Source organism: Bifidobacterium hapali (assembly GCF_002259755.1).
GTDB lineage: Bacteria > Actinomycetota > Actinomycetes > Actinomycetales > Bifidobacteriaceae > Bifidobacterium > Bifidobacterium hapali.
This window is the reverse complement of the sequence record NZ_MWWY01000005.1, coordinates 122,656-146,607: the sequence shown is the minus strand read 5'-3', so window position 1 is coordinate 146,607 and position 23,952 is coordinate 122,656. Positions and strand designations below refer to the sequence as shown.

Sequence of the window (23,952 nt, the reverse complement as noted above, 5' to 3'; positions counted from 1 at the left end):
AGTTTTACCGCATCATGGGGAAATTACCGCACCATGGGAGTGTAGTTGTTGGCGAGTCATTAGAGGAATCGGCTTGGGACTCGCGGGCGCGCACTGAAACCGTCTTTAGTGCGTGCATAGGAGACGTGCAGACTGTCTTCAGCACGCGTGACAGCCACATAGGTTAAACGCCGCTCTTCTTCGAGTGCATCGCCATCCATAGGTGAGCCGTACGGCAGTAATCCTTCCGAACAGCCAATCACGAACACATGCTTAAATTCCAAGCCTTTCGAGGCATGAATCGTCGATATCGTAACCGCGCCTAGCCGCGCAGTATCATCCGCCCCCAAAGAGGTAAGCAACGTTTGACGCGCAACCGGGTCCCCACCCATCGCATCCGCCGACCATCCGGCATCACGCCGCACGCGATATCGCAATCCGACTCCACGCAAAGCAGCACCAATCACCGGCTGTTGCGCATTAATACGCGTCAGCACCGCGCAATCCGCAGGATCAACTCCCCGCGACACCATGCGAGCAATACGACCAGCAACACCACGCGCTTCATCCATATCCGACTCATAGACCGTGTGCCCCACGCGTACACCATCTTCACGTGCCGAAGTCAGTCGCAAATAATCTGCACGATTCGGCGACTGAGCGAGCACACGATTCGCATACCCCACGATCTGCGGCGTAGAACGATAGTCAGTGGTAAGACTCACATCAGCAGCGAGTGAACCAAACTGGTCAGCGAAGGCAAGCAAATCATAACTACTCGCTCCCGCAAACGAATAAATAGTTTGTGCAGGGTCACCGACCACGCACACATTGCGATTCTCTCCCTCGCCCAGCCATAGCATCATCAGCCGATGTTGCAGCGGCGACACATCCTGATATTCGTCCACCGTCAGCCAGCGAACCGACTGTCTGATCAAAGCCGCCGCTTCATCAAACTCGTCAAGCACATGGCAGCAGATCAGCAGAATATCGTCAAAATCAATCAAACCACGCGCAGTTTTTTCCTGCTCGTAACAGTCAATCACATCAGCGAAACGTTGCGCATCAAGCTCAGCAGGCGGACGACGATGCAACGCCGCGCACACGCGTGGGTAATCAGCGGGCGCGATCAGCGACACTTTCGCCCAGTTAATCTCATCGTGCACATTACGCAACGTCAACTCGTCAGTTTCAAGATCACCGCATGCGCGACGCAACGCTACGTCAATAATGCGTTTCGGCTCACCATCGTCAGCAACATGCGGGAACGGACCGTCACACACATCCTCCCAGACACGCCGCAACTGTTGTAACGCGGCCGAATGAAACGTTGCCGCGCTCACCGCGTCACCAACACCAAGTTGACGCAACCGTTCGCGCATCTCAGCAGCAGCTTTTACAGAAAACGTCACAGCCAGCACGCCAGATGGGTCCCACTGCTCACTTGAGCACGCGTAGGCAATACGCCGCGTAACCGTACGCGTTTTGCCTGCGCCAGCGCCCGCAATAATACGCACAGGGCCGTGCAACGTAGTCGCCGCCTGACGCTGCGCCTCGTCGAGCCCTTCGAGCATGGTATCTGCCGCATTCATGCGCTCCATTGTGTCAGTCACACTGCCTAAGTGAACCTGATCTCGCGTGTTTCTCCATGCAATTACGGCGTGAATAGTTGCCAATTACACCACGGGATGTATTAGGGTGTAACTGTGAGTGAACGAAGCAAATTCCAGTTGGCGGCCCTCGCCTGTGCAGCTATGCCGAAGATTACCGTGGCCGGAGTGCGTGCTGCCAGTTCCGCGAACGCCTCAGATGCGGCTGCGAGTATTGATCAGGCGATTATATTAGATGTCACCGGTCGGCAATATGACGTGTTTGCGTCCAGCACAGATGCCGGACGGACACGACTGAGCGCTCGTGTGAAAGCGGCGCGCACACTGGGACAAGCGCGTGAACCTGGCGGATTGGGATTTTCACTTGATCAAGTTGCTGCGTTTGAAGACGGTTCAGGTAAGGGACCTACTGGCTTGACTGCGGTGATGGCGATCAACCATCTTGATGGCGTGGCACGTAATCTTGATCTGCTCACGTTAGATGATTGTTCGGCGATAGGTACTGCAATCGGCGCGATTCACCGTCTGCCGGCCACGATGGTACGCACGGCTGGATACCCGGCGTTTGATACTGCGCGTATTCATGCGCAACTGTCCAGTTGGATCGCGCGATTGCGTTCTGCTGGTCATATTCCACCGGAGATCACTGGCAGTTGGTCGCGTATTATCGGCACAGACGGTTTATGGTCGTTCGATACATGTTTTGTACACGGTGGTTTCGTAGACGGTGACGTACTGTATTCGGGGTCAACGATCACCGCGGTGACCAACTGGCAAGGTATGCAAGTCAACGATCCTGCGCGCGATTTGGCTTGGATTTTCGCCAAGCTAGACGAGGAACATCGTAACGCAGTATTGGCAGCGTACGGTCGCATGATGGGTTCTCGACTTGACGATCTGATTATGTTGCGCGCCAACCTGTGGCTGCAGATGGAACAAGTTGGTGACTTTATTCAGGCATTGAACCGTGCGGATAATGTCAAAATTATGCAGTTCAAAGCGCAAGTGGATCGACTAGCACATCAGTTGGGTGTGGTTACGCAACAATCTGCATCCACAGTATCTTCGTCGTCCCCGTCGTCGTCACGGCGCGCGAACTATGCCGCAGATGATGTTGATGATCGCACTGACGATCATCGTCCGCCATCCACGATTACGGTAGGCACGTTGCTCAACGAGAGCGAACGGCGACTAGCACAAGCACATGAGCGTATGCAGCAAGCTGCGGCTCATCAGGTTGATGTGACGAATGACTCCCCTATGGTCAATGATGCAACCGGAGACATGGACCGCACTGGTTCCGGGCATATTACTGCTACTGCTGGGACTGCTGGCGACGCTGTATCGGACTCGACGGAGGACCATACACCTACGTCTACGCCGAAGGCTTCAGTATCGCCGCAGTCATGGTCACCGTCGAGCACACCGACGATGGCTATCAGTCCTACTGAAGCGCAAGCGATGTTCGCGACTGAGTCGTCGAATAATGCACAGTCTGATGACGATACGACCGGAGATCGTCAACCGGTATACCGCTCCCAACCGTATCGAGATCGTCTGCACACGCAATCTGCGCCGCACGATCAGGATGCACAAACCATGCTTATCCCACTGCTTGAGCAAGAGGAACGAGCGTTACGTGATGCTCAGCTTGGGCTGGCTTCACGCACCGGCATTGTGCGTACAGTGGCTCCCAGCGCAGGAACGGGCACACCGTCTGATGCGGTTGAATCTTCGGTAAGCGCGACGCGCAGTACCGATGAGTCAGGAGATGCCGACGATAACGATGACACTGGCGAGACCACGCCGAAAGCGTAACCCGTGCCGTCGGGCGCCCCGCTTGGCACAATAGTTCACAGTATAAACGCCGATCGAGGTATCTATCGGCGACGACACAGTAAGGAGCATTATGGATATCGAACTGGGTATTCGCAACGTGGCCCGCGCTGTCACGTTCAGCACCGATCAGGATGCGGATGAAGTGAACGCGGTGATCGGCAAAGCCATCGCCGATCATCAGCCAATTCAGCTGACCGATGACAAAGGCCGTCACATTGTTGTGCCAGCCGACGCACTCGGATATGCAATTATCGGCTCGCAGACCAAGCATGCCGTAGGTTTCGGCGCACTGTGACCGCCACTTTTGGCTTGCCTGTCAGCGTAGCTGACTAGGAAGGTTTATCTTGGCTCCCCTGACAAGGGGAGCCATTTTTGGCGCCAAAATTTTAGCGCCAAAGAGGGATGGCACCACGGCGTACGATCTCAGCAACCGTAGCAGCATCAGTTAGGCACTCACCCAGCACGTTCGGTTTGCCCTTACCATGCCAGTCAGAGCCGCCCGTCACGAGCAAATCGTAGCGTCGCGCAATATCAAGCAATCGCGCACGCTGTTGCGGTGGATTACCACGATGCCATACTTCAAGACCATCCAAACCATCACCAATCAGCCGAATAATCTGCTCATCTGAAAGCAGCCGTGCGTTACGACTCGGGTCACCCGGGTGAGCAATCACCGTCACACCACCAGCCTCACCTACTGCACGAACCACTTCATGCGTGCTCGGCGACGGCGTCGGAATATAATATTTACTCCTCGTACTCACCACATCAGCAAACGCATCCGAACGCGTCTCATACACGCCAGCCGCCACCAGAGCATCCGCAATATGGGGGCGACCAACCGTCGTCCTATCCCCCTCACGAACCTGCTCAAGTACACTCTGCCAAGTAATCGGGTAATCCTGTGACAACAACTCCACCATGCGCTTCACTCGCTGCAACCGTGAAGCACGCGTCGTCTCAAACAACTCGCAAATATGACGACTCCGCGGATCATATTGAAACGCAAGCATATGCACTGACACGCCTTCATCATCCGCAGTAATTTCCGTACCACGCAGAAGCGGCAATCCGTACTTTCTCGACGCAGTCTGCGCATCCGACCAACCAGCAGTCGTATCATGATCGGAAATACCCACGCCTTCCAAACCAATACGCGACGCCTCAGCAACCAAATCATCAGGCGTTTGCGTACCATCAGAAAACACCGTGTGGCAGTGAATATCCCATCCCGTGCGCGGCGGTTCAGCAGGTATAACAATACGAGTCATACGACCATCGTAATCTGAAACAGGTCATCACCATGCCGAAAGACATGCCACAACATACAAAAGGACACCGAATATGACCAGCGAACAGGATACAAACAGCACTGTCATTGCCGATACTGATACGCCACGCGGATGGCGACATGCTTCCACATGGACGTATCTGATTATGCTCATCGCATCCGCTATCGCACTGGTCGTCTCATTCGTCCTGTCAGCTGAAACACTCAAACTCGCGCGCAATCCCAACCAAATTCTCGACTGCGATATCAACGCCGTACTCTCCTGCTCAACCGTAGCCCAATCATGGCAATCTGAAATCATCAAATTCGCGGGGCTCAGCTACCCCAACGCGTTCTTCGGCATCGCTGCCGAATCGGTATTCGTCACCGTCGCAGTTATCGGGCTCGCGCGCGTACAAGTACCACGCTGGTTCGCCGCCTGCACATGGTTCGGCGGACTCGCCGCAATCGCCTACTCGTACTGGCTCACCACACAATCACTGTTCGTCATCAACGCCCTGTGCCCGTGGTGCCTCGCACTCATGTTCTCCACCACCATCCAATTCATGGCATTAAGCCACGCCACCGTTACCGTACAAGGATTACCAGCTCGCACCCGCACATTGCGCACCTATTACCGGCTCAACTACGATCTGCTTGTTGACGTGATCTGGATTATCGCGATTATTGTCGTGATATTAGTCAAGGACGGCGCAGCCATCTTTGCGTGAGTGCGGTGACGGTGTGTTATCTGCGTTGTTCTTCGGTCGCGGTACTGAGTACCGCTTCCCTCAGTACGCCTTGATACCACACACGTCACCACACTCACGCACCACAACATAAACCGACGAACGACGGTGTGCTATCTTCATTGCACCTCGGTCGCGGTACTGAGTACCGCTTCCCTCAGTACGCCTTGATACCACACACGTCACCACACTCACGCACCACAACGTAAACCACTAAATGACGGTGTGTTATCGCGCTGAGCCGTTAAACAGGCAGTCCAGTGGACTGCCTGTAGGCGAAGTGAGCGGCCCTGCTATCTGCTACAGCAGTTCGATACGACCGACTAGTGTTGCAGCACCGGTGAGCGTAACGTTGGTATCAGTTACGTCAACGCGTAATGTGCCGCCGCGCACAGTAATCGTCCAATGATCAATACCCGTTTTCGCACGAAGCGTAATACCGGTCGCGCATAAGCCAGTGCCACACGACAATGTCTCCCCACAGCCGCGCTCGTTGACGCGCATGGTAGCCTCTCCACTACCGGTACTCTCATCAATATCGTCAATACGCACAAACTCAACGTTCTGATCCGATTCCAAGACAGGGGCCACTACTGGTTTCACCGTCAAATCAAGATCTTCAACCGGCGGCAGCGTCGCGAACGAATCTTCAATCACCGCTACTACATGCGGATTGCCCATATCAACGAACGTGCCCTTCGCTGAACCGTCTGTGCCGGGAATTGTCACGTCAAACGCATCCGTTTCCCCACGCTTCCACGCACCCATATCCACGCGGAATACGTCACGACCAAACCCGTCTACAGCCCCCAGTGAGGTCAACGTTTTCACTCCAGCCCGTGTACCAAGCCGAAATGGTGCTCCCCCGGCCGGCTGTGCATACCCTTGCCGCTGTGCAAATAACGTGATCGCACGCGTACCATTGCCGCACATTTCCGCGAGCGAACCGTCAGCATTGCGATAATCCATAAACCAGTCGGCACCATCGGCCGCCATTTCAGCGGCACGTTCAGCAGTCACATCAGACACATCACTTGGATGTGCAAGACGAATCAGCCCGTCGCCGCCAATACCGAAATGCCGGTCGCACAGAAAACGCACTTCATCAGCAGTCGGCTCATAAACGCCAGTCGGATCAGCATATACAACAAAATCATTGCCCGTAGCGTGGGCCTTGTACACAACGTGCGGAATACTCATGGTTTCACTCTAGCGGCTGATAAGCGGAGTAGTCTGGGGAACGTCCATATATCTGAATGTCTGAAACAAGGAAAGGGCAAAGCGATGGCTTCAACGGCACCAATCGGCGTGTTCGATTCCGGATTAGGTGGTATTTCAGTAGTGCGACAGCTCGTACACGATATGCCGCACGAACGAGTCCTCTATTTCGGTGACTCAGCGAACGCACCGTACGGTACGAAAACGCCTGATGAAGTGCGCGCACTGAGTTTCGCCATCGTGGAACGTTTCGTGAAACAGGGTGTGAAAGCTGTGGTGATCGCGTGCAATACAGCCACGTCAGCGGCGGTGAATGATTTACGCGAGCAGTATGACATACCGATTATTGGTATGGAGCCAGCGTTGAAAGTCGCATGTGATCGCGGTGATCGCAGTGGTCACAATGCTCACGATGTTCACACTCACCACAATGATCAGACTGGACATAGCAGTGTTTCTACTACTCACGTTCCATCTCATGTTCCGCAACGTGTGATCGTAGCTGCGACACCGCTCACGTTACGCGAGCACAAGTTCGCCGCGCTGATGGACCGGTTCAAAGCAACGAATACGATTTATCCTCAGCCATGCCCAGATTTGGTGGAAATTGTCGAGCAGGGACATCTCAATGATCATGATCTTGTGATGCGTACGTTGCACCGTTATTTTGACCAGTATGACTTGTCTGCGGTTGATTCGGTCGTGCTCGGATGCACGCATTTCGTGTTTTATCGCAACTATTTTCGCGAACTGTTGCCCTCATCAACGGCAATTATTGACGGTAACGAGGGTACGATACGGCACCTTGGGGTTGTACTTGAGTCGTTGGGACGGCTTGCGCCGGATGATGCTGCTGGCAGTGTTGAACTTGCAAATTCCGATTCAAGCGAGCGTATTGCGACGCTTTCACATGATTTGTTGACGCACTAGAACACTAGATGAGATGCACTAGATAACTGGTCGGCAACCGCCCAATACTTGCATACAAAAGTCACGTATCGACTAACATGTCCCGACGCAACACGTAAGCTCGACCTTATATAGATTCAGGAGCAGATGCATGAGAGGGGATGATCATGACTGAGTCACAGCACAGAACGGCATTGATCGACGTTGGCGGTGGATTCCGCGCGATTTTCGGCGCCGGCGTGATGGACCGCTGTCAAGAGGGAGGCATTACGTTCGACCACTGCTATGGCGTTTCCGCTGGCAGTGCGAACATGGTGTCGTTTATCGCCGGTCAGCACGGCCGTAATCACAAGTTTTACACCGAGTATGCGTTTCGCAAAGAGTATGCGAGCTTTGACTCGTTTGTGAAGAACCACAATTTTGCGAATCTTGATTACGTATACGGCACGTTAAGTAATCATGATGGTGAGTATCCGGTAGATTTTGAGGCATTTGAAGCGAATCCGACTGGATTTACGGTAATCGCTTGCGATGCACGCGATGGCTCAGCGAAGTATTTTGACAAGTCTGACGTGCATTATGACGATTTCGATATTATGAAAGCCTCCAGCGCAGTACCGGTGGCGTGCGAGCCGTATGTAATTGATGGAGTGCCGTATTTCGATGGCGGTATTGCCGATCCTGTGCCGGTTCAGAAAGCGCTGGACGATGGTTATGATCGCGTGGTACTGATTTTGACACGATTAAAAGATGTGCTACGAGAGCAGAAGAAGGATATTGCTCCAGCTCGTATTTTGCGTCATACGTATCCGGCTGCGGCCGAGCGACTGTTGAACCGATATCAGACGTATAACGATGAGGTCGCGTTGGCGAAACAGTATGAGCAGGATGGGCGCGTACTGATTCTTGCGCCTGAAAGCTTATACGGTTTATCTACGCTCAGTAAGTCGTTTGAAGGGCTAGAACGCATGTATCGAGCAGGCTATGCAGCTGCCGAAGCTATCCCCGCATTCCTCGCGAGCTAAGCCCTATCATATAGTGGCGGTTTTCTCTCGCTGAGACCACTGTCAGCGAGAGAAAACCGCCACTACACGCACGAGAATCCTAGTAATCGGCAACAACGCGAAAACGCGTGCGCGCATCACGGCCAGTCTCGCATGGGATCTCAGTAACTTGAACTTGATCTACGCGAGCCCATCGCGGACCGACTTTCAACCATGAAATCAACTGAGCGATATCGGCGCGAGAACCTTGCGCTTCAACCTCCACTGAGCCGTTAAGCCGGTTGCACACCCAGCCTGATACAGCAAGCTTGCGCGCTTGCTCGACCGTGTAGTAGCGGAATCCTACACCCTGAACCATGCCGGTAACCGTAGCGCGGATGCGGATAATACTATCGTTATTCGCATCCACGCGAGCAATGTTATGCATGCTTGTCATTGTTCATTCTCACCGCACCGTTTAGCGTCGCCGATTAGCGAGCGGCTCATCATGCGCGTAACGACGCACATTATCAAGCGCAATCGCAATGATACGCTGTTCAGTAGAAGCCAAGTGATTACCACCAGCTACATGCGGTGTAATCAAACAGTGCGGTTCATGCCACAGTGGACTGTCAGCAGGCAATGGCTCAGGCTCGGTGACATCCAATCCTGCGCCATGCAGTTGATCTTCAGAAAGCGCTCGCGCTAACGCGATCGGGTCGATAGCTGACCCACGTCCAGCGTTAAGTAGTACTGCCGTAGATTTCATGAGCATGAGTCGACGCCCGTCAATGAGATGCGTAGTGTCTGGTGAAGCTGGCACAGCCATCGCCACTACATCAGCTGTAGGTAATAGCGAGTCCAGTTCATCGAATCCGTGCATGTCATCGATACCGTTTGCAGGTTGGGTAGCTTTGCGTCGCACGCCGATCGTATGCGCGCCAACTGCTTTGCATAATGTCGCGAAATGCGAACCGATATCACCAGTGCCGATGATGAGCACCGTTGCTCCGACTGGTGTGAGTGCAGTTCCCAGATCATGCCAGCGAGCTTCACTCTGCTGGCGCGCATACATGGGGATGTTTTTCATGAGCGACCACATCATGGCGAACAGATGCTCGGCAACGCTCTGGCCGTATGCTCCGGTCGCATTGGTGACCTGCACATGATCGTTCAACACACCGGGTTTGAGATATGGGTCAACGCCTGCACTCCACGTTTGCAACCAGTCAAGTTGCGGATACTGGACGCAGTCAGTGGGAGGAATGTTGCCGATAACAGCGGTGGCTGTTGCGCGCAGCTCATCTGGTACGCTTGCTTTCCATCCCATCATGCCGCGTTGTGCGGAAATACCAACAAACTCCTGCTTCGTGTTAGTTCCGGCGATTGCATCACGAAACTTCTGCTTTTCCGCATCCGTAAGCGGCAGGCAATTGACAATCATCTTACCCATAGTGCCCATTGTAGGTGCCCAGACGCGTATCTGGGCACCCGGCACGCTTCAAATGAAACTGGTATGCAGCCACTTCAGCAGCGAAATTTGGGCACACCGTTACTTGATTGATGAACTCACTCCGGCGTCCGTGTCACTGTCACCTTTAGTTTCGTTAGCAGTAAGCATAGCTTCAGTAATCTGCCGGTAAAGCGTCTCATAACCGCCAGGCGTTGCGCTCGGCAGTACGACTGTCTTCGCGTTCTTCGACTCAGACAGCGAGCGCATCACGTCGAGATACTGGTTGAACAGCACAACATTGTTGACATCGTTAATGTTCATGCCGACGGCTTGCAGGCTCTTGATCTGGTCAACGATACCGTTCGCGATTTCACGACGATAGTTGGCCTGACCTTCACCTTGCAGGCGAGTTTTCTCAGCTTCTGCAGCAGCCTGCGTTTCGATTTGAATACGCTGTGCTTCTGCGCGCTGGCGAGTGGCTTCCTTTTCACGCTGTGCGGCGTTAATAGAATCCATCGCATTCTTCACTTGAGGCGACGGATCAATCGCAGTGATCAGCGTTTTGACGACAGTGAAGCCGAAACGTGCCATCTCATTGCCGACGGTTTTCTGCACGTCGAACGCAACATCGTCTTTGCGGGCGAATGCATCATCCAAGGTTAATGCTGGAATTGCGGAGCGCAATGCATCTTCCATGTATGAGCGTAGCTGTCCTGCAGGGTCGCGCAGTTCGTAGTATGCGGTAGCCACGTTTTCAGCGTTCACACGGAATTGTGTACTCGCGACCACAGTAACGAACACGTTGTCGAGTGTTTTGGTTTCAAGTTGCACGTTGAGCTGGCTGACGCGCATGTTAGTTTTCGTGGCAATGCGATCAACGAGCGGAATACGCGCGTGAATACCAGCGAACTGTACTTTGTGGAATTTACCGAATCGTTCAATAATATACGCCTGCTGCTGCGGTACAACAAAAATCGCAGAAGCGAGCACAATAATGACAACAACAATGACGACAGCTGCAAGTAATAGGTTCGTGACTTCACCACCCAGCATGGGGGTCCCCTTCCTTATTGTCTGCCGGCACCGTCTTCGATGCCGGTTACAAGTTCTATCCTATCAGCCCGTCGCAGGAATCGCCCAGCATAGTACACATGCGTGTACGTGCGCACGCACCCGCATACGCACCGTCAAATATACGGTTCGTCGAGCATTCTCACGCATCAAGTTGTGCCAACGTGCGAAGAGCAACAGTCGCCAGTAGATTTGCACCGTCGGCAAGCGCGTCAAGGTTCGCGTAGAAGGTTGCGCCATGCATGGGCCGTTCTGCATTGCCGACGCCGATACGGATGAACGCGCCGGGCGCATGCTGTAAGTAGTAGGAAAAGTCCTCGCCGCCAAGGCTCGGTGTTGGTGGCACGACAGATAAGCCGAGGTCAGCGGCAGTTCCGGCAGCCAATGCGGCCCATTGCGGGTCGTTAACGACAGATGGTGAACCGTACTCCCATTGAAAATCGATCGCAGTATCGTAGGCGGCAGCAAGTCCGTTTGCGAGCGCGGCAATTCGATCGTGGATGATCGTACGATCTTCTGGGAATGCGGTGCGTGCGGTGCCTTCGAGGAATGCGTCGTCAGCAATAACGTTCCATGTGCTACCGGATTCGACGTGTGTGAGGGTGACAACCCGCGGATGTGTAGGGTCAACGTCTTGCCCAGCGATGGACTGAATAGCGTCGATGAGTGCGCCGAGCGTGCGAATTGGATTAATACCGCGGTCAGGATGAGCGGCGTGTGTTCCGCGTCCATGAATGCGCATGCGGAACTTGTCAACGGCACCAGAATCTGGACCTGTAGCGATCGCAAATTCACCGGGTTCAGCGGTATTCGTATCGTGTACACCGTAGTATGCTTCGACATCGTCGAGTGCACCGGTGTTGAGTACGGTTACTGCACCGGTCGGAGTGTCTTTGGTGGCGGCAACTTCTTCTGCTGGTTGGAAAATTACTTTGACGGTTCCGGCAAACGTATCTCGACGTTCGTTGAGCAGTAGCGCGGCACCGAGCGCGGTAGTGAGGTTATAGTCGTGCCCGCATCCGTGCAACCATCCGGGGTTGAGTGATGCGTATGACAGTCCAGTGTCCTCCGTGATCGGCAGCGCGTCAATATCACCGCGGATAGCGATAACGTGTCCTGCACCTAGCGTTGTGTCAGGTTCTGCAGTACCTGTGATACGTGCTATAAGTCCGGTCTTCAGTCCGCTGTCGAGAATTTCGATACCGTGACTGGTGAGAATCTGCCGAATATGTTCGGTCGTTGCGAACTCTTGATACGACGGTTCTGGATGCTGGTGAAACCAACGGTAGTGCGTTTCCAGTTCATCCTGAAGCTGCTGCAGGTTGCTCATCATAGCTCCTCGCTAGTGGTGTATGAGTATCGAAACACGCGTTAGTAAGCGTTCGCGATGGCTTGGTCGAGATCGGCGTTCAAATCAGCCACGTCTTCTAGTCCGATCGATAATCGGATGAGATTATCGCTCACTCCAGCAGCAATTCGGTATACTTCGGGAACTTCACGATGTGTAATACGCGACGGGTTGACGATTAATGAGCGCGCGTCACCAATGTTCGGCACGTATGAGAAGAGTTTAGTATGGTCAAGGATGCGATACACGTTGGTTTCGTCGCCGTCGACTGTGAACGAGAGGATTTGTCCGACGCCGTGCGGCAAGTACTGTTCGGCGAGCGCATGTTGTGGATGATCCGCAAGACCGGAATAGTTGACGTGAGTGACGTGCGGTAGTGTGCGTAGATGTTCGGCAACGGCCAACGCAGACACAGTCTGTTGGCGAACACGTTGAGAGATTGTTTCGAGTCCGACGAGAGACAAGTATGCGTTAAACGGGGCCATAACTGCGCCGAACGTGCGCACATATTTGATACGAATGCGGCGAATGTACGCGTCCTTGCCGAATCGTGAGGCAAAACTATGCCATTGACCGTGGCGTTCGTCACTGACGACAAGTTCGTTGGCTGTAAACTGCGGGAAGCGCCCGTTAGCCCAATCGAAATGTCCAGCGTCAATAATCACACCGCCGAGCGCATTGCCGTGACCGGTGATGCCTTTCGTAGTCGAATGAACGACAACATCAGCACCAAATTCGATAGGGCGCAACAAGTATGGTGTGGGTATTGTGTTGTCAACGATGAGTGGAATACCGTGACGGTGCGCAAGATCAGCGAGCGGTTTGAGATCTGTGATTTCCGTGGATGGATTGGCGACCGATTCAGCGAAAATCGCGCGCGTATCTGGACCAATTGTTGACTCGACTTCTGCTAGATCGTTGATATCGTGCACGAAATCTGTGTGAATACCGAACTGAGGGAAGAACGTTTCCATCGCATCAACCGACGCACCGTATAAATCAGTAGGCGAAATAATACGTCCGCCACCTTCTGCCGCGCACAGCAGTGCGTACGATACGGCAGCCATACCGCTGCCCACTGCGACCGCACTCGACCCACCTTCCAACGCAGCGAGACGCTGCTCAAGTACAGCAACAGTTGGATTCGCCACACGCGAATATGAAAAACCCGCAGTTTCACCACCTGCGAGCGCATCTCCACGTTCAGCAGTTTCCATGCCATAAGCCACAGACTGATACAACGGCACAGATGAGGAATCGCGGTTATCGTCCGGGGTGTAGCCAGCGTGGACGCTACGCGTCGCAAATCCGTCGAGTATACGCGACTCGCAATCGCTGGTACCACGGGTATTACTATCCTCGTTCGTCACCTGCGATTGCTGATTCAGTGTGCCTTGCGTCATGGAAAAACGTCACTCCAATCTATCCGATTATTCCGCCTATTGCGGCTTCCCAATCTTCAAAGTGACCATGTCAAACGAACGTACTACCCGAACGTACAACGCGTGCGCTTTCATCAACTACCTGTGCGCGCATACGCAATCGTCACAAGGCTTACGCAAAAACGCCGGAGGCGACTTGGCTGAAGGTATCGAGTTCGGCGTGATTCTTAAGGTACGCTTCATACGCCTTGTCGAACGCTTGCCCCAAGTCTTCGATCAGATCAGATGCATCCTCAATACCGACAGCCAAACGAACCAGCTCATCAGTAATACCCACTTTGAGACGTTCAGCTTTTGGCAGTTCAAAATGAGTCATCCGACACGGCAACTCAGCAAGGCTTTCTACCGCACCGAGACTTACCGCAAGACGGAAAATGTGCAGATTATCAAGCACAACACCCGGGTCCACACCGGGCACCACTTCAAACGACAGCACGCCACCAAAACCACGAAGCCCGTTTTCAGCAAGTACGTGCGCACGATCTGCGCGCACACCCGGATAATGCACTGACTTAACCAAAGGATGTACCAGCAGATATTCGGCAATAGCTTGCGCATTTTCCTGCTGACGATCCATACGCAACGCAAGTGTCTGAATACCGCGACGCACATCGTTACACTCCGCCGGAGCAAGCACACCGCCGAAACGATTTTGTGCAAAGTAAATACTGCGACCAATCTCATCATCCAGCACAACAACCAAGCCAGCAGTCACTTCAGAATGACCAGCCAAATACTTGGTAGCCGAATGAACTACCACATCCGCTCCTAAATCCAACGGCTGCTGCAAATACGGCGTCACAAACGTATTATCCACGATCGAAATAGCACCATAACGATGAGCGATCGCCGAAATACGGTTCACATTGTTGACTTGCAACAGCGGATTGGTGAGTACCTCGAAATACACGGCTTTCGCAGCACTCGTCTGAGCTAGCTCACGCCCGTCGAACGTCACACGAGCACGACCGGACACCGCAGCGTCAAGCGCGTCATAATCCGCAGTATCAACTGCTTCAAACGTAATGCCACGCTCAGCAAAATACTCGTTAAACAGCGAATACGTACCACCGTAAATATTCTTGCCGACGATAATACGATCGCCCGGCTTAAAAATTGACAATACCGCGTGAATCGCCGCAAGTCCGGACGCGAACGCAAAACCACGTGTGCCATGCTCAAGCTGCGCAATCTGCCGTTCGAGGAAGTCGCGAGTCGGATTGCCACTGCGAGCGTAATCCCAGCGGGGCATCGTGTCGACCGATTCGTAAGCATAAGTGGATGAGTTGTAAATTGGCGGGTTGACGGCGCCAGTATTGTTATCGTTCACTGGCAGTCCGTGGACCAGCTGTGTGTTGAACCTCGTCATGATGCACCCCCTTGAGATGTCGTATGAAACTGAACGATTCTGAGCATACCTGACATCGCCCAGCATGCGTGCGGCGTGGCTATATGCGTTGGTTATGATCGGCTACAACTTGTATCGCGACTCGACTCGTAACTGACTAGTATTCTGCGTTATTAATACGTTAATGAGTCGCTACCCCTTAGCAGCCAGCGTAAATGACTGATGGGTGGCAACACCCTTAGAACGTTCCGAAGATGTGACTACCCCTCAGTCGACTTCGTCGACAGCTCCCCTGGCAAGGAGAGCCGAGAGCTACTCGTAGCGAGTTACTGCACACGCAACATAAGTCAGTTGCTGCTCAATACGTCCAATCAGTATGCTCAGTACGCGTTTGCGATCGCCTGATCGAGATCGGCGATCAAATCATCAGCGCTTTCCAAGCCGATAGACAAACGAATCAAGTTACTCGTTACTCCAGCCGCGCGACGCACATCATCCGGTACTTCACGATGCGTAATATTCGCCGGATCGACAATCAGTGAGCGTGCGTCACCAATATTCGGCACATACGAGAACAGTTTGGTACCGTCGAGAATACGCTGCACGTTCGCACGATCGCCATCTACTGTGAACGAGAGAATCTGGCCGACGCCGTGTGGCAAATACTTTGCGGCAAGCGCGTACTGCGGCGTGTCTCCAAGTCCTGAATAGTTGACTGTGAGTACGTGCGGCGTGCGCGTCAAATGACGTGCAACCGTCGTGGCAGTTGCTACCTGACGGGACACGCGTTCAGGCAATGTTTCAAGACCAACGAGCGTTAAATACGCGTTAAATGGACTCTGTACCGCGCCAAACGTACGCAGATACTTGATACGAATGCGACGAATGAACGCCTCGCTACCAAACGCCCCAGCGAACGTGCGCGGTTTTCCGTCAGCGTCGGCGATGACTTGCTGCGGCCTAGTAAACTGCGGGAAACGGCCGTTGGCCCAGTCGAAGTGTCCAGCGTCGATAATAGCACCGCCGATTGCGTTGCCGTGACCGGTGATGCCTTTCGTAGTCGAGTGGACGACAATATCGGCACCGAATTCGATCGGCCGAAGCAGATACGGAGTTGGTACCGTATTATCTACGATCAACGCGATACCGTGTCGGTGCGCGAGATCTGCGAGCGGCTCAAGATCAGCGATTTCCGTGCTCGGATTGGCGACGGTTTCCGTGTAGATTGCGCGCGTATCCGGTCCAATCTTCGACTCAACTTCCGCAAGATCGTTGATGTCAGTTACGAAATCTGCGTGGATACCAAACTCGGGCAGAAAATCAACGAGTGCGTCAACCGATGCACCATACAAGTTCTTTGATGCGATGATGCGGCCGCCGCTCTCCCCCACGCACATCAGTGCGTAAGAAACAGCGGCCATACCAGAGGAAACAGCTACCGCACCAATACCGCCTTCAAGCGCGGCGAGACGGCGTTCGAGCACGTCAACAGTCGGATTTGCGACACGCGAATACTCGAAACCATCCAGTTCGCCAGCAGCCAGTGCGCGACCACGTTCAGCATTCTCCAGATCAAATGCCGCCGACGCGTAGATCGGCACATTTGCTGCGCGCGCATTAGCCGCGCGATCGTAACCTGCATGGATGGCCTTGGTGGTCAGATCCGTCATGATGACCCTTCTTTTCCGCTGTTTCCGCTGTTTTCACAGTGTCCGCTGGAATGTTCCGCTGGAGTATTTTGTTTGCGTTCCCACTCACGTTTCGCTGGGAGCGCAAACATTAACCGATATACCATACCGCACAAAACATGCAGCTTGTTCGAGAAACTGCATATTGTGGAATAAAATATGGAATCGATTCACTGATATTCGTTGTGGAAGCTCTGGATCTACTATCCGCCTATCCACTCGCGACGCGCGGGATTACTGGCACCTACCCGCGAAACGGGCGAGGTAATGGCACAATAGTGTCCTGACAATGACGCCCTCCCAAGCAAAGGAGCACTTATATGACTACCGTCGCTATCGTCGGATGCACGCACGCCGGAACATTCGCCGCTACATCAATTCTTAAGCAACATCCAGATTGGACAGTGCACGTATTTGAGCGCAACAGCTCACTGTCGTTCCTGTCCTGCGGCATTGCCTTGTGGGTTGGCGATCATGTGTCTGACCCGAAGAAAATGTTCTACTCGTCGCCTGAAGCACTCGCTGAGGCTGGTGCCACTATGCACATACGTCACGATGTGCTCGACGTTGACGTAACCGGTAAAACGCTACATGCGAAGGATTTGGAAACCGGCGAAGTGAGCGAATACACGTTCGACAAGCTAGTGATTACCACCGGTTCTGCACCGGTAATTCCACCGATTGATGGCTTAGACGAGGCAATGGCAGCAGGCACAGTCATGTTGTGCAAGAACTGGGATCACGCGCTGGCGATTAAAGAGCGCGCGAAGAGCGCGAAATCGGCGGTCGTGATCGGCGCGGGGTACATCGGCGCAGAATTAGCCGAACAGTTCAGCGAAATCGGTGTGGCAACAACACTGGTGGATGCGCTGCCCCGCGTGTTAGCAAACAATTTCGACGCTGCGATCAGTGACGATGTAGAACGCGCGTTTGAATCGCATGGCGTAACGCTTGCACTGGGACAGAAAGTTATTGCGTTCCGGTCGGCGGTTGGCTCGGACGGCGTGGACGGCAGCGGCGTGACCGTGGTAACCGAGCGAGGCGAATATACGGCTGATGTGGCGATTCTTGGCGCAGGATTCCGTCCGAATACTGCACTGTTCCGCGATCAACTGCGCATGTTGGCTAATGGTGCGATTGTTATTGACGATTACATGCATGCTTCACTGCCAGATAACATCGTACTTGAGGACGTGTTTGCAGCTGGCGACAGTGCGACCGTACGCTACAATCCAACCGGTGCCGACGACTATATTCCGCTCGCTACAAACGCAGTGCGGCAAGGTCTGCTTATCGGCGAAAATATTGACCGCGCTACAAAACGCTACGCTGGCACACAGGCGACAAGTGCAGTGCAGCTATACGATTTAGCGATGAGCGCGACCGGTTTGACGCTGGGTGGTGCGCAACGGCGTGGATTAGCAGCTCGGTCTGCAACGATCACTCAGGATTATCGACCGGACTTTATGCTCACTACCACACCAGTGACTGCCACAATCGTATGGAGTCCGGTCACACGACGTATTCTCGGCGCACAGTTCCTGTCGAAACATGACATTTCACAAGCGGCTAATGTTGTGTCTGTTGCGATTGAGGCTGGTTTTACGATTGACCAGTTGGCAGGTGCAGACCTGTTCTTCCAGCCGAATTTCAGCCAGCCAATTAACTTTGTAGGGGCGGTCGCTATTCAGGCGGTTGCCGAAAGCTGATTACAGCTCACTTATGTCGTGGATTGCCTTGCTTTCTGCTGGTAACTCTCTTTGTGCTTTCCTCGCACAGAAAGCCGTCAGTAGAAAGCAAGCCAATCCACACCGCTGAGAATTGACATTCGTCACGTAACGATGTATATTGAAATGTCCGCGTAAGCGGAAGCTTGATAATTCAAGATTGGGGATGATCGGTTTCGACGGTGACCTGTTCGTCGCAGGGAAGCGTGCCGAGAACGCCGGGTCCACTCGTGGATGACCCCGGCAAAAGAATAAGTGCTAAATCTAACCGCACTGAGTTCGCTCTCGCTGCCTGAGCTTCGCGCCAGGATTAACCAGTGAGCAGCCGCTCCGTTCACTTCTCTTCGTCTTTGGGAGGATGCTGAGCGTCGTTTAGAAGACTTGCTGATGTAGCTGAGTTGCAGGGTTGCATCGGGACTTTAACTGCGAATATGCTCGCCATCGGTTGTCTGCGACAGAGATGGGGGCAGAAAAATTGCCGCACGGCCAGCAGACTACGCACGTAGAAGACTGAGGGTTCGGTTATCGGACCGGGGTTCAATTCCCCGCATCTCCACTATTCCGCTTCGGCGGAAATAAGCCGCAAAGCCTTACGAGAGTAGGGCTGAGCGGCTTTTTGTTTTTCATCTATTGTTCTCTTATTGTCGCTCTTTCCCGCAAAATGTGGGCATGAAAGTGGTGACGGGGGCGGCTTTCCATATGCCAACGAATATGAGAAAAAACACCCCGCTCGACATGTAGGAGACCGGCTTAGAATCCAGCACCGGCTAAGTGCGCACGGGAGTGCTCATACAAATCTGACGTATACGAGTCAAAGACACCGAAAATGATGTTACTCATCCTTGTTGGACTTGTCGGAATGTTCTTTGATGGCGTCAATGATCTTCGGGCCAGTTTCCGCGAGTCCTGCAAGCGCTGCAATAGACGCGGTAACATCATGTCCAGTAAACGCGAGCACGCCAGCCAACACCTACGGTAATACAGTGTAACCAATTACAGTAATAGCCGTAGCCCACGCTTCAAGCGTAGTTGTCGTCTTCAACGCCCGATTCTGCGTATCCACGGTCTGTTCAGTCATACGCATAATACGCTCGGGGAAAGTCGGCTCAACCTTTTTAAACGCAGCCATATCCTCTGGAGAAGGAACATTGCCCTCCCAGTAGGATGCGCGAGCAATCAACGTGTGTTGATCACTCGACTGGCTGCTTCTGCCATCGCTTGTTTGACCTGTTCGGCCGACGAGCGTTGCACGTTCGCCGCTAGAATCGTCTGGCGAATACGCTGAAACTCGTGGCTCGGGTTCGACGTGGTTGCGATGCGCAACCCCCGATTGGCCCCGTCGACTATTGCTCGGCTCATTGTCTTCATGGTTCATCAGTCCTCCACACGTTCGTAGCACTTATCATAGCTGATCAACCTGCATAGAACAGTGTAATGGCGCGTAATCACGCGCCATGCATAGAGGTCAATAACGGAGGTCAATAACGGTGCATATTACTAAATATCAGACTAAAAAACAGCGTCAGATATCGCGTCCGGTATCGCAAACCAAACGGTGCACAAACCGATAAGCATGGTTTCAAACGTAAGCTAAGCGCGGAAACGTAGGCCACTGAACATGTGACTGTTACTAAAACGGACGGCACGTATATTAACCCGACCACAGACTGCCGTATTCCGCACAGTGAACATGCGGCACATAAAAATCCAGACTGTAGCGTATACATAGGCAACGTAAGTTTCAGGGAAGGTGAAATTCCTTACTGGCGGTAACCGCACGGTCGATTCCATAACGGCCGGTCTTAAGCGCAAGCCCGCGACCCGCGCAAGCGGCTGATCCGGTGTAAATCCGGGGCCAACGGTTAGAGTCCGGATGGAAGAAACGGAGCTCAATATGAGTGTCTCTTCACATACCACTAATTCCACTACTTCGTCGCGTCCGGATACTGCACATTCGACAGGCGTAGCTGACTCCGGTCGTTGGTCAACCCGACGCATTGCCATGTACGCACTGTTTGTCGCACTGGCAATGGCCACAAGTTTCCTTGAATTTCCAATCATTCCGGGCATTCAATGGCTGAAATACGATCCGTCAGGCATCGTCGCGTTAATCGCTGGCTTCGCGTTCGGACCGGCTGCTGCTGCGATCGTGAGCGTACTTGGTTTCGTACCGCATCTCTTCCTCGATCCGTGGGGTACGTTGATGGCCGTGCTCGTCGCATTGTTCCTGTCTGTGCCGGCCGCGATCATCTACCGCAAGAATCGTACTCGTAATGGCGCTATCATTGGTCTGATCGTCGGCGCAGTATGCGCACTGATCGTTGCGATTGTTGGCAATCTTATTGTCACTCCGATTTACGCACACATGACCGTCGCTCAAGTTGCTGCTCTCATCGTGCCAGCGCTGCTGCCGTTTAATTTACTCAAGTTCGCAATCCACGGTGTGGTAACGTTCCTGATTTACAAGCCGATCACCAACCTGCTCGATCGCTAAAGTCCTACCATAGCTGACTGTGGGCATCGACTGACGGCTATTGTTCAGTTGTGGGTGTGGACTGTCTACGAAACTGTCGATACGACTCTTTTCATAAACAGTCCACACCCACAATCTTGTTTGTGAACAGTGCAGACCCACAACTTTCGTATGTCAGCAAGCAGTCCATGCCCACAATTTCCGTTCTTGTTCATTCATTTTTCTCAAGGCTCAGTATGATTGACGCAGCAATCCTCACCGATATTCGATTCAGCTACGACGGCGGCGCAAGCTGGGCTCTAAACGAGGTCAACCTAACTATCCACGCCGGTGAATACGTGTGTCTTACCGGACCGAATGGTTCCGGTAAATCTACGCTTGCACGACTTATTGCTGGCCTTAGCGCGCCAGACGCTGGACATATCACTTTGCTTGGTCATGACGTGTTCAATAGCGATGGTGACGCAGGCGCAAATCCTGCTGAATATCGTGCCGCGCGCCGCAATATCGGTGCCGTATTCCAAAATCCGGAAGATCAACTCGTTACTACAATCAGCGAAGACGATGTTGCATTCGGACCGGAAAATCTCGGCACAGATCGATCTGAAATCGGCAGACGTATCGATGAGTCGTTAACACAAGTAGATATGACTGCTCACCGATACGACGACCCGACGCGCATGAGTGGTGGTCAGCAGCAGCGCATCGCTATTGCCGGTATGTTGGCGATGCATCCTTCCATGCTCATACTAGATGAGCCGACCGCGATGCTTGATCCTGTTGCGCGCGCAGAAGTGATGCGTATTCTCGACGAGTTGCACGCACACGGCACGACAATCGTGCATGTGACGCATCACCATGATGAAGCGATGCGAGCTGATCGCATAATACACATGGTCAATGGGAACATTGTCAACGTCGATAACCGAAATGATGATAATCGCAATGGGATTGTTCCGTTCACGCGATGGTCTGAAACCGGTATTATGCCATCGCGTGAGAAGTCCCTCGAAGATGAGATGTATAGGCAGGAGCATGCCCATGAACCGCACAACCATGATTCGGATGAGTCACACATCCTTGAATTATCTGAGCACACAATAGCGGCGGACTCCCCTATTGCCGCACAACCGACTCAATCTGCACACCACCACGTGCATTCCACACAGATTCAGCACACTCAGCAATCCTTGCAGCCTGCCATCGTTATTGATCATCTCACCTACCAATACCCCGGTTCAGATGCGCCTGCGATCTGCGATCTCTCATTGACGGTCAATGCAGGCGAAACCGTAGCGATTATGGGCGCAAACGGTGCAGGCAAGTCCACACTGGCACGGCTGATTTGCGCACTCGATCAGCCGAATGAAGGGTCGATCACGGTTGCCAATATTCCTGTCGCAACCGATCAACACACACATAACAGCCAGCATCGTCGATCACCGCGCATGCTCAACCGTAAACAACGTGAAACTCTACGCCGCACGGTCGGTTTCGTTATGCAGCATCCTGAACGGCAGCTGTTTGCCGACACTGTAGCCGATGACGTGGCGTACGGTCCTCGCAACCAACGGCTCAACGAAACTGAAATCAGCGCACGCGTGCATGACGCACTGCAATTACTCCATATCGAGCATCTTGCCGATCGTTCACCGTTCAGTTTGTCAGGTGGTCAGCAACGACTCGTGGCGATTGCTGGTGTTATCGCATGTCGACCGAGCATACTGGTAATGGACGAGCCAACGGCTAGCCTCGATGAGACTGCAACCGCACGTATTCATGAGTTAATTCAGACTCTGCACAAGCAGGGTGTGACTGTACTTATTGTCACGCATTCGCTTGATGAAGCACATGCTGTAGCTGATCGTATTATTACGATCGGTACGGCGATCGGTACGCAAGCAACAGCAGGCAATCGGCACAAGCACACTGCCGTTCCCAATGCCACCGTTCATGAGATGAAAGCCGAAACCAATATCCCCGAAGCTAATACCGTGCACAGTCATCGCAGCAACATCGTCACTCAGCTAGACCCGCGCGCCAAGATGGTCACGTTCCTTGTGCTGATGTTCACGGCGTTCGCAATTAATACGCCAGCCCAACTTGCACTCGGCGCGATCATGGTCGGCGCGATCATTGCCGCCGGTCGACTCAATCCGTTGCGATTGCTTGCCTCCGTGCATATGTTTCTCGCGATGTTTATCGTCATGGGAGCGCTCAACATATTCTTCGTGCGCACCGGCAACACGCTCATACAACTCGGCCCGATACCGATTACTGACGATGGCATCACTATCGCAATCCTGTACGCGCTGCGTTTTGCGCTCGTGATTATTCTCGGCGCAATACTGATGCAAACCACTACACCAACTGAACTCACTGATGGATTCGGTTCATTACTGTCTCCACTGCGTCATCTTGGCATGCATACGCAGGAAATCGCACTAGTGATGAGTCTTGCACTGCGGTTCCTACCGACTCTCGGCGCGGAAGCGAAAGCGATTGCGGACGCACAAGCCGCGCGTGGCGGCAGTATCGAAACTGGCTCACTCACCGCACGATTACAAGCAATGACCGCACTGTGCGTGCCAATGTTTGCCGGCGCTATTCGTCACGCCGACAATCTCAGTCTCGCTCTCGACGCGCGATGCTACGAGGAAGGCATCCACCGCACGCGCTGGCACGCACTACACGTGAAGCCCGTTGACATCATGTTTTGCGCTATCACAGGAACATATGTTGTTGGACTCGTCGTGCTTGGTTTACTCTGATGTACTCTGGCTGGCATTTCAGTATATGAAGCTAGTGCCGCGATCTTGGCTCCCTGACAAGGGGAGCCAAGATG

20 protein-coding genes, 1 other RNA gene and 1 riboswitch are annotated in these 23,952 nt (G+C 53.3%); of the genes, 9 read left to right on the top strand and 12 right to left on the bottom strand.

What is annotated here, in order from left to right; translation table 11 throughout:
* Positions 1 to 59 precede the first annotated feature (59 nt).
* Entirely contained in the window at positions 60 to 1,571 is a 1,512-nt protein-coding gene (locus tag BHAP_RS01235) for an ATP-dependent helicase (RefSeq protein ID WP_094728833.1), read from the bottom strand.
* 162 nt (positions 1,572 to 1,733) lie between these two features.
* Here BHAP_RS01235 and BHAP_RS01230 point away from each other — a divergent pair, with 162 nt between their 5' ends.
* Positions 1,734 to 3,407 carry a phosphotransferase gene (locus BHAP_RS01230; protein ID WP_094728831.1) on the top strand — a complete coding sequence of 558 codons (1,674 nt, stop codon included), beginning with the start codon at positions 1,734 to 1,736 and terminating at the stop codon, positions 3,405 to 3,407.
* Positions 3,408 to 3,498: 91 nt separating this feature from the next.
* Positions 3,499 to 3,723, top strand: coding sequence for a DUF3107 domain-containing protein (locus tag BHAP_RS01225; protein ID WP_094728829.1), 225 nt, complete (start codon positions 3,499 to 3,501; stop codon positions 3,721 to 3,723).
* 91 nt (positions 3,724 to 3,814) lie between these two features.
* Here the strand turns inward: BHAP_RS01225 and BHAP_RS01220 are convergent, their stop codons facing one another.
* Entirely contained in the window at positions 3,815 to 4,699 is an 885-nt protein-coding gene (locus BHAP_RS01220) for a PHP domain-containing protein (protein WP_094728827.1), read from the bottom strand.
* A gap of 73 nt (positions 4,700 to 4,772) precedes the next feature.
* On the opposite strand from BHAP_RS01220, the gene BHAP_RS01215 reads away from it, so the two are divergent.
* Positions 4,773 to 5,429, top strand: a complete 657-nt coding sequence (locus BHAP_RS01215; RefSeq protein WP_094728826.1) for a vitamin K epoxide reductase family protein — start codon at positions 4,773 to 4,775, stop codon at positions 5,427 to 5,429.
* Positions 5,430 to 5,747: 318 nt separating this feature from the next.
* Here BHAP_RS01215 and dapF read toward each other — a convergent pair whose 3' ends face one another.
* Positions 5,748 to 6,647: a diaminopimelate epimerase gene (gene dapF / locus BHAP_RS01210; protein ID WP_094728824.1), complete on the bottom strand. Its 900-nt coding sequence runs from the start codon at positions 6,645 to 6,647 to the stop codon at positions 5,748 to 5,750.
* 84 nt (positions 6,648 to 6,731) lie between these two features.
* Between dapF and BHAP_RS01205 the strand changes: the two genes are divergently transcribed.
* Entirely contained in the window at positions 6,732 to 7,595 is an 864-nt protein-coding gene (locus tag BHAP_RS01205) for a glutamate racemase (protein ID WP_094728822.1), read from the top strand.
* 146 nt (positions 7,596 to 7,741) lie between these two features.
* Positions 7,742 to 8,599, top strand: coding sequence for a patatin-like phospholipase family protein (locus tag BHAP_RS01200; protein ID WP_169713139.1), 858 nt, complete (start codon positions 7,742 to 7,744; stop codon positions 8,597 to 8,599).
* A gap of 79 nt (positions 8,600 to 8,678) precedes the next feature.
* On the opposite strand, the gene BHAP_RS01195 is transcribed toward BHAP_RS01200, so the two are convergent.
* From BHAP_RS01195 to BHAP_RS01165, 7 genes are all read right to left on the bottom strand, one after another.
* Positions 8,679 to 9,005: an acylphosphatase gene (locus BHAP_RS01195; protein WP_094728819.1), complete on the bottom strand. Its 327-nt coding sequence runs from the start codon at positions 9,003 to 9,005 to the stop codon at positions 8,679 to 8,681.
* A gap of 30 nt (positions 9,006 to 9,035) precedes the next feature.
* Complete coding sequence (locus BHAP_RS01190) at positions 9,036 to 10,010, bottom strand: D-2-hydroxyacid dehydrogenase (protein ID WP_244569210.1); 975 nt, start codon at positions 10,008 to 10,010, stop codon at positions 9,036 to 9,038.
* A 99-nt stretch (positions 10,011 to 10,109) separates the two neighbouring features.
* Complete coding sequence (locus BHAP_RS01185; RefSeq protein ID WP_094728816.1) at positions 10,110 to 11,063, bottom strand: SPFH domain-containing protein; 954 nt, start codon at positions 11,061 to 11,063, stop codon at positions 10,110 to 10,112.
* A gap of 160 nt (positions 11,064 to 11,223) precedes the next feature.
* Complete coding sequence (locus BHAP_RS01180) at positions 11,224 to 12,414, bottom strand: amidohydrolase (protein WP_094728814.1); 1,191 nt, start codon at positions 12,412 to 12,414, stop codon at positions 11,224 to 11,226.
* Between the two features lie 38 nt (positions 12,415 to 12,452).
* Complete coding sequence (locus BHAP_RS01175; RefSeq protein ID WP_094728812.1) at positions 12,453 to 13,832, bottom strand: O-acetylhomoserine aminocarboxypropyltransferase/cysteine synthase family protein; 1,380 nt, start codon at positions 13,830 to 13,832, stop codon at positions 12,453 to 12,455.
* Positions 13,833 to 13,983: 151 nt separating this feature from the next.
* A complete protein-coding gene (locus BHAP_RS01170; RefSeq protein ID WP_094728810.1) occupies positions 13,984 to 15,240 on the bottom strand; it encodes a trans-sulfuration enzyme family protein in 1,257 nt (418 codons plus the stop codon).
* A 359-nt stretch (positions 15,241 to 15,599) separates the two neighbouring features.
* Positions 15,600 to 16,889: an O-acetylhomoserine aminocarboxypropyltransferase/cysteine synthase family protein gene (locus tag BHAP_RS01165; RefSeq protein WP_094728808.1), complete on the bottom strand. Its 1,290-nt coding sequence runs from the start codon at positions 16,887 to 16,889 to the stop codon at positions 15,600 to 15,602.
* A gap of 338 nt (positions 16,890 to 17,227) precedes the next feature.
* Between BHAP_RS01165 and BHAP_RS01160 the strand changes: the two genes are divergently transcribed.
* Both BHAP_RS01160 and ssrA read left to right on the top strand, forming a co-directional pair.
* Positions 17,228 to 18,616 (top strand): FAD-dependent oxidoreductase, encoded by a 1,389-nt coding sequence (locus tag BHAP_RS01160; RefSeq protein ID WP_094728806.1) that lies wholly within the window; start codon positions 17,228 to 17,230, stop codon positions 18,614 to 18,616.
* A 180-nt stretch (positions 18,617 to 18,796) separates the two neighbouring features.
* Positions 18,797 to 19,193, top strand: a transfer-messenger RNA (tmRNA) gene (gene ssrA / locus BHAP_RS01155).
* Between the two features lie 273 nt (positions 19,194 to 19,466).
* Here ssrA and BHAP_RS11575 read toward each other — a convergent pair.
* The gene (locus tag BHAP_RS11575; protein ID WP_158216397.1) at positions 19,467 to 19,604 is read right to left on the bottom strand and encodes a hypothetical protein; all 138 of its coding nucleotides are present in this window, start codon (positions 19,602 to 19,604) and stop codon (positions 19,467 to 19,469) included.
* Positions 19,605 to 20,009 carry a hypothetical protein gene (locus BHAP_RS01150; RefSeq protein ID WP_094728804.1) on the bottom strand — a complete coding sequence of 135 codons (405 nt, stop codon included), beginning with the start codon at positions 20,007 to 20,009 and terminating at the stop codon, positions 19,605 to 19,607. It abuts the gene before it with no gap.
* A 358-nt stretch (positions 20,010 to 20,367) separates the two neighbouring features.
* Positions 20,368 to 20,523: riboswitch (FMN riboswitch) on the top strand.
* A gap of 5 nt (positions 20,524 to 20,528) precedes the next feature.
* Between BHAP_RS01150 and BHAP_RS01145 the strand changes: the two genes are divergently transcribed.
* Together BHAP_RS01145 and BHAP_RS01140 are read left to right on the top strand one after the other, a co-directional pair.
* Complete coding sequence (locus BHAP_RS01145) at positions 20,529 to 21,128, top strand: ECF transporter S component (RefSeq protein WP_094728802.1); 600 nt, start codon at positions 20,529 to 20,531, stop codon at positions 21,126 to 21,128.
* Positions 21,129 to 21,343: 215 nt separating this feature from the next.
* Positions 21,344 to 23,878 (top strand): energy-coupling factor transporter ATPase, encoded by a 2,535-nt coding sequence (locus tag BHAP_RS01140; protein ID WP_094728800.1) that lies wholly within the window; start codon positions 21,344 to 21,346, stop codon positions 23,876 to 23,878.
* The last annotated feature ends 74 nt before the right edge of the window (positions 23,879 to 23,952 follow it).

What these genes read in the sequence shown, in the direction of transcription:
- BHAP_RS01235 (WP_094728833.1), bottom strand. Translation starts at nt 1,571, where the DNA reads ATGAATGCGGCAGATACCATGCTCGAAGGGCTCGACGAGGCGCAGCGT.
- BHAP_RS01230 (WP_094728831.1), top strand. Translation starts at nt 1,734, where the DNA reads ATGCCGAAGATTACCGTGGCCGGAGTGCGTGCTGCCAGTTCCGCGAAC.
- BHAP_RS01225 (WP_094728829.1), top strand. Translation starts at nt 3,499, where the DNA reads ATGGATATCGAACTGGGTATTCGCAACGTGGCCCGCGCTGTCACGTTC.
- BHAP_RS01220 (WP_094728827.1), bottom strand. Translation starts at nt 4,699, where the DNA reads ATGACTCGTATTGTTATACCTGCTGAACCGCCGCGCACGGGATGGGAT.
- BHAP_RS01215 (WP_094728826.1), top strand. Translation starts at nt 4,773, where the DNA reads ATGACCAGCGAACAGGATACAAACAGCACTGTCATTGCCGATACTGAT.
- dapF (WP_094728824.1), bottom strand. Translation starts at nt 6,647, where the DNA reads ATGAGTATTCCGCACGTTGTGTACAAGGCCCACGCTACGGGCAATGAT.
- BHAP_RS01205 (WP_094728822.1), top strand. Translation starts at nt 6,732, where the DNA reads ATGGCTTCAACGGCACCAATCGGCGTGTTCGATTCCGGATTAGGTGGT.
- BHAP_RS01200 (WP_169713139.1), top strand. Translation starts at nt 7,742, where the DNA reads ATGACTGAGTCACAGCACAGAACGGCATTGATCGACGTTGGCGGTGGA.
- BHAP_RS01195 (WP_094728819.1), bottom strand. Translation starts at nt 9,005, where the DNA reads ATGCATAACATTGCTCGCGTGGATGCGAATAACGATAGTATTATCCGC.
- BHAP_RS01190 (WP_244569210.1), bottom strand. Translation starts at nt 10,010, where the DNA reads ATGGGTAAGATGATTGTCAATTGCCTGCCGCTTACGGATGCGGAAAAG.
- BHAP_RS01185 (WP_094728816.1), bottom strand. Translation starts at nt 11,063, where the DNA reads ATGCTGGGTGGTGAAGTCACGAACCTATTACTTGCAGCTGTCGTCATT.
- BHAP_RS01180 (WP_094728814.1), bottom strand. Translation starts at nt 12,414, where the DNA reads ATGATGAGCAACCTGCAGCAGCTTCAGGATGAACTGGAAACGCACTAC.
- BHAP_RS01175 (WP_094728812.1), bottom strand. Translation starts at nt 13,832, where the DNA reads ATGACGCAAGGCACACTGAATCAGCAATCGCAGGTGACGAACGAGGAT.
- BHAP_RS01170 (WP_094728810.1), bottom strand. Translation starts at nt 15,240, where the DNA reads ATGACGAGGTTCAACACACAGCTGGTCCACGGACTGCCAGTGAACGAT.
- BHAP_RS01165 (WP_094728808.1), bottom strand. Translation starts at nt 16,889, where the DNA reads ATGACGGATCTGACCACCAAGGCCATCCATGCAGGTTACGATCGCGCG.
- BHAP_RS01160 (WP_094728806.1), top strand. Translation starts at nt 17,228, where the DNA reads ATGACTACCGTCGCTATCGTCGGATGCACGCACGCCGGAACATTCGCC.
- BHAP_RS01150 (WP_094728804.1), bottom strand. Translation starts at nt 20,009, where the DNA reads ATGAACCATGAAGACAATGAGCCGAGCAATAGTCGACGGGGCCAATCG.
- BHAP_RS01145 (WP_094728802.1), top strand. Translation starts at nt 20,529, where the DNA reads ATGAGTGTCTCTTCACATACCACTAATTCCACTACTTCGTCGCGTCCG.
- BHAP_RS01140 (WP_094728800.1), top strand. Translation starts at nt 21,344, where the DNA reads ATGATTGACGCAGCAATCCTCACCGATATTCGATTCAGCTACGACGGC.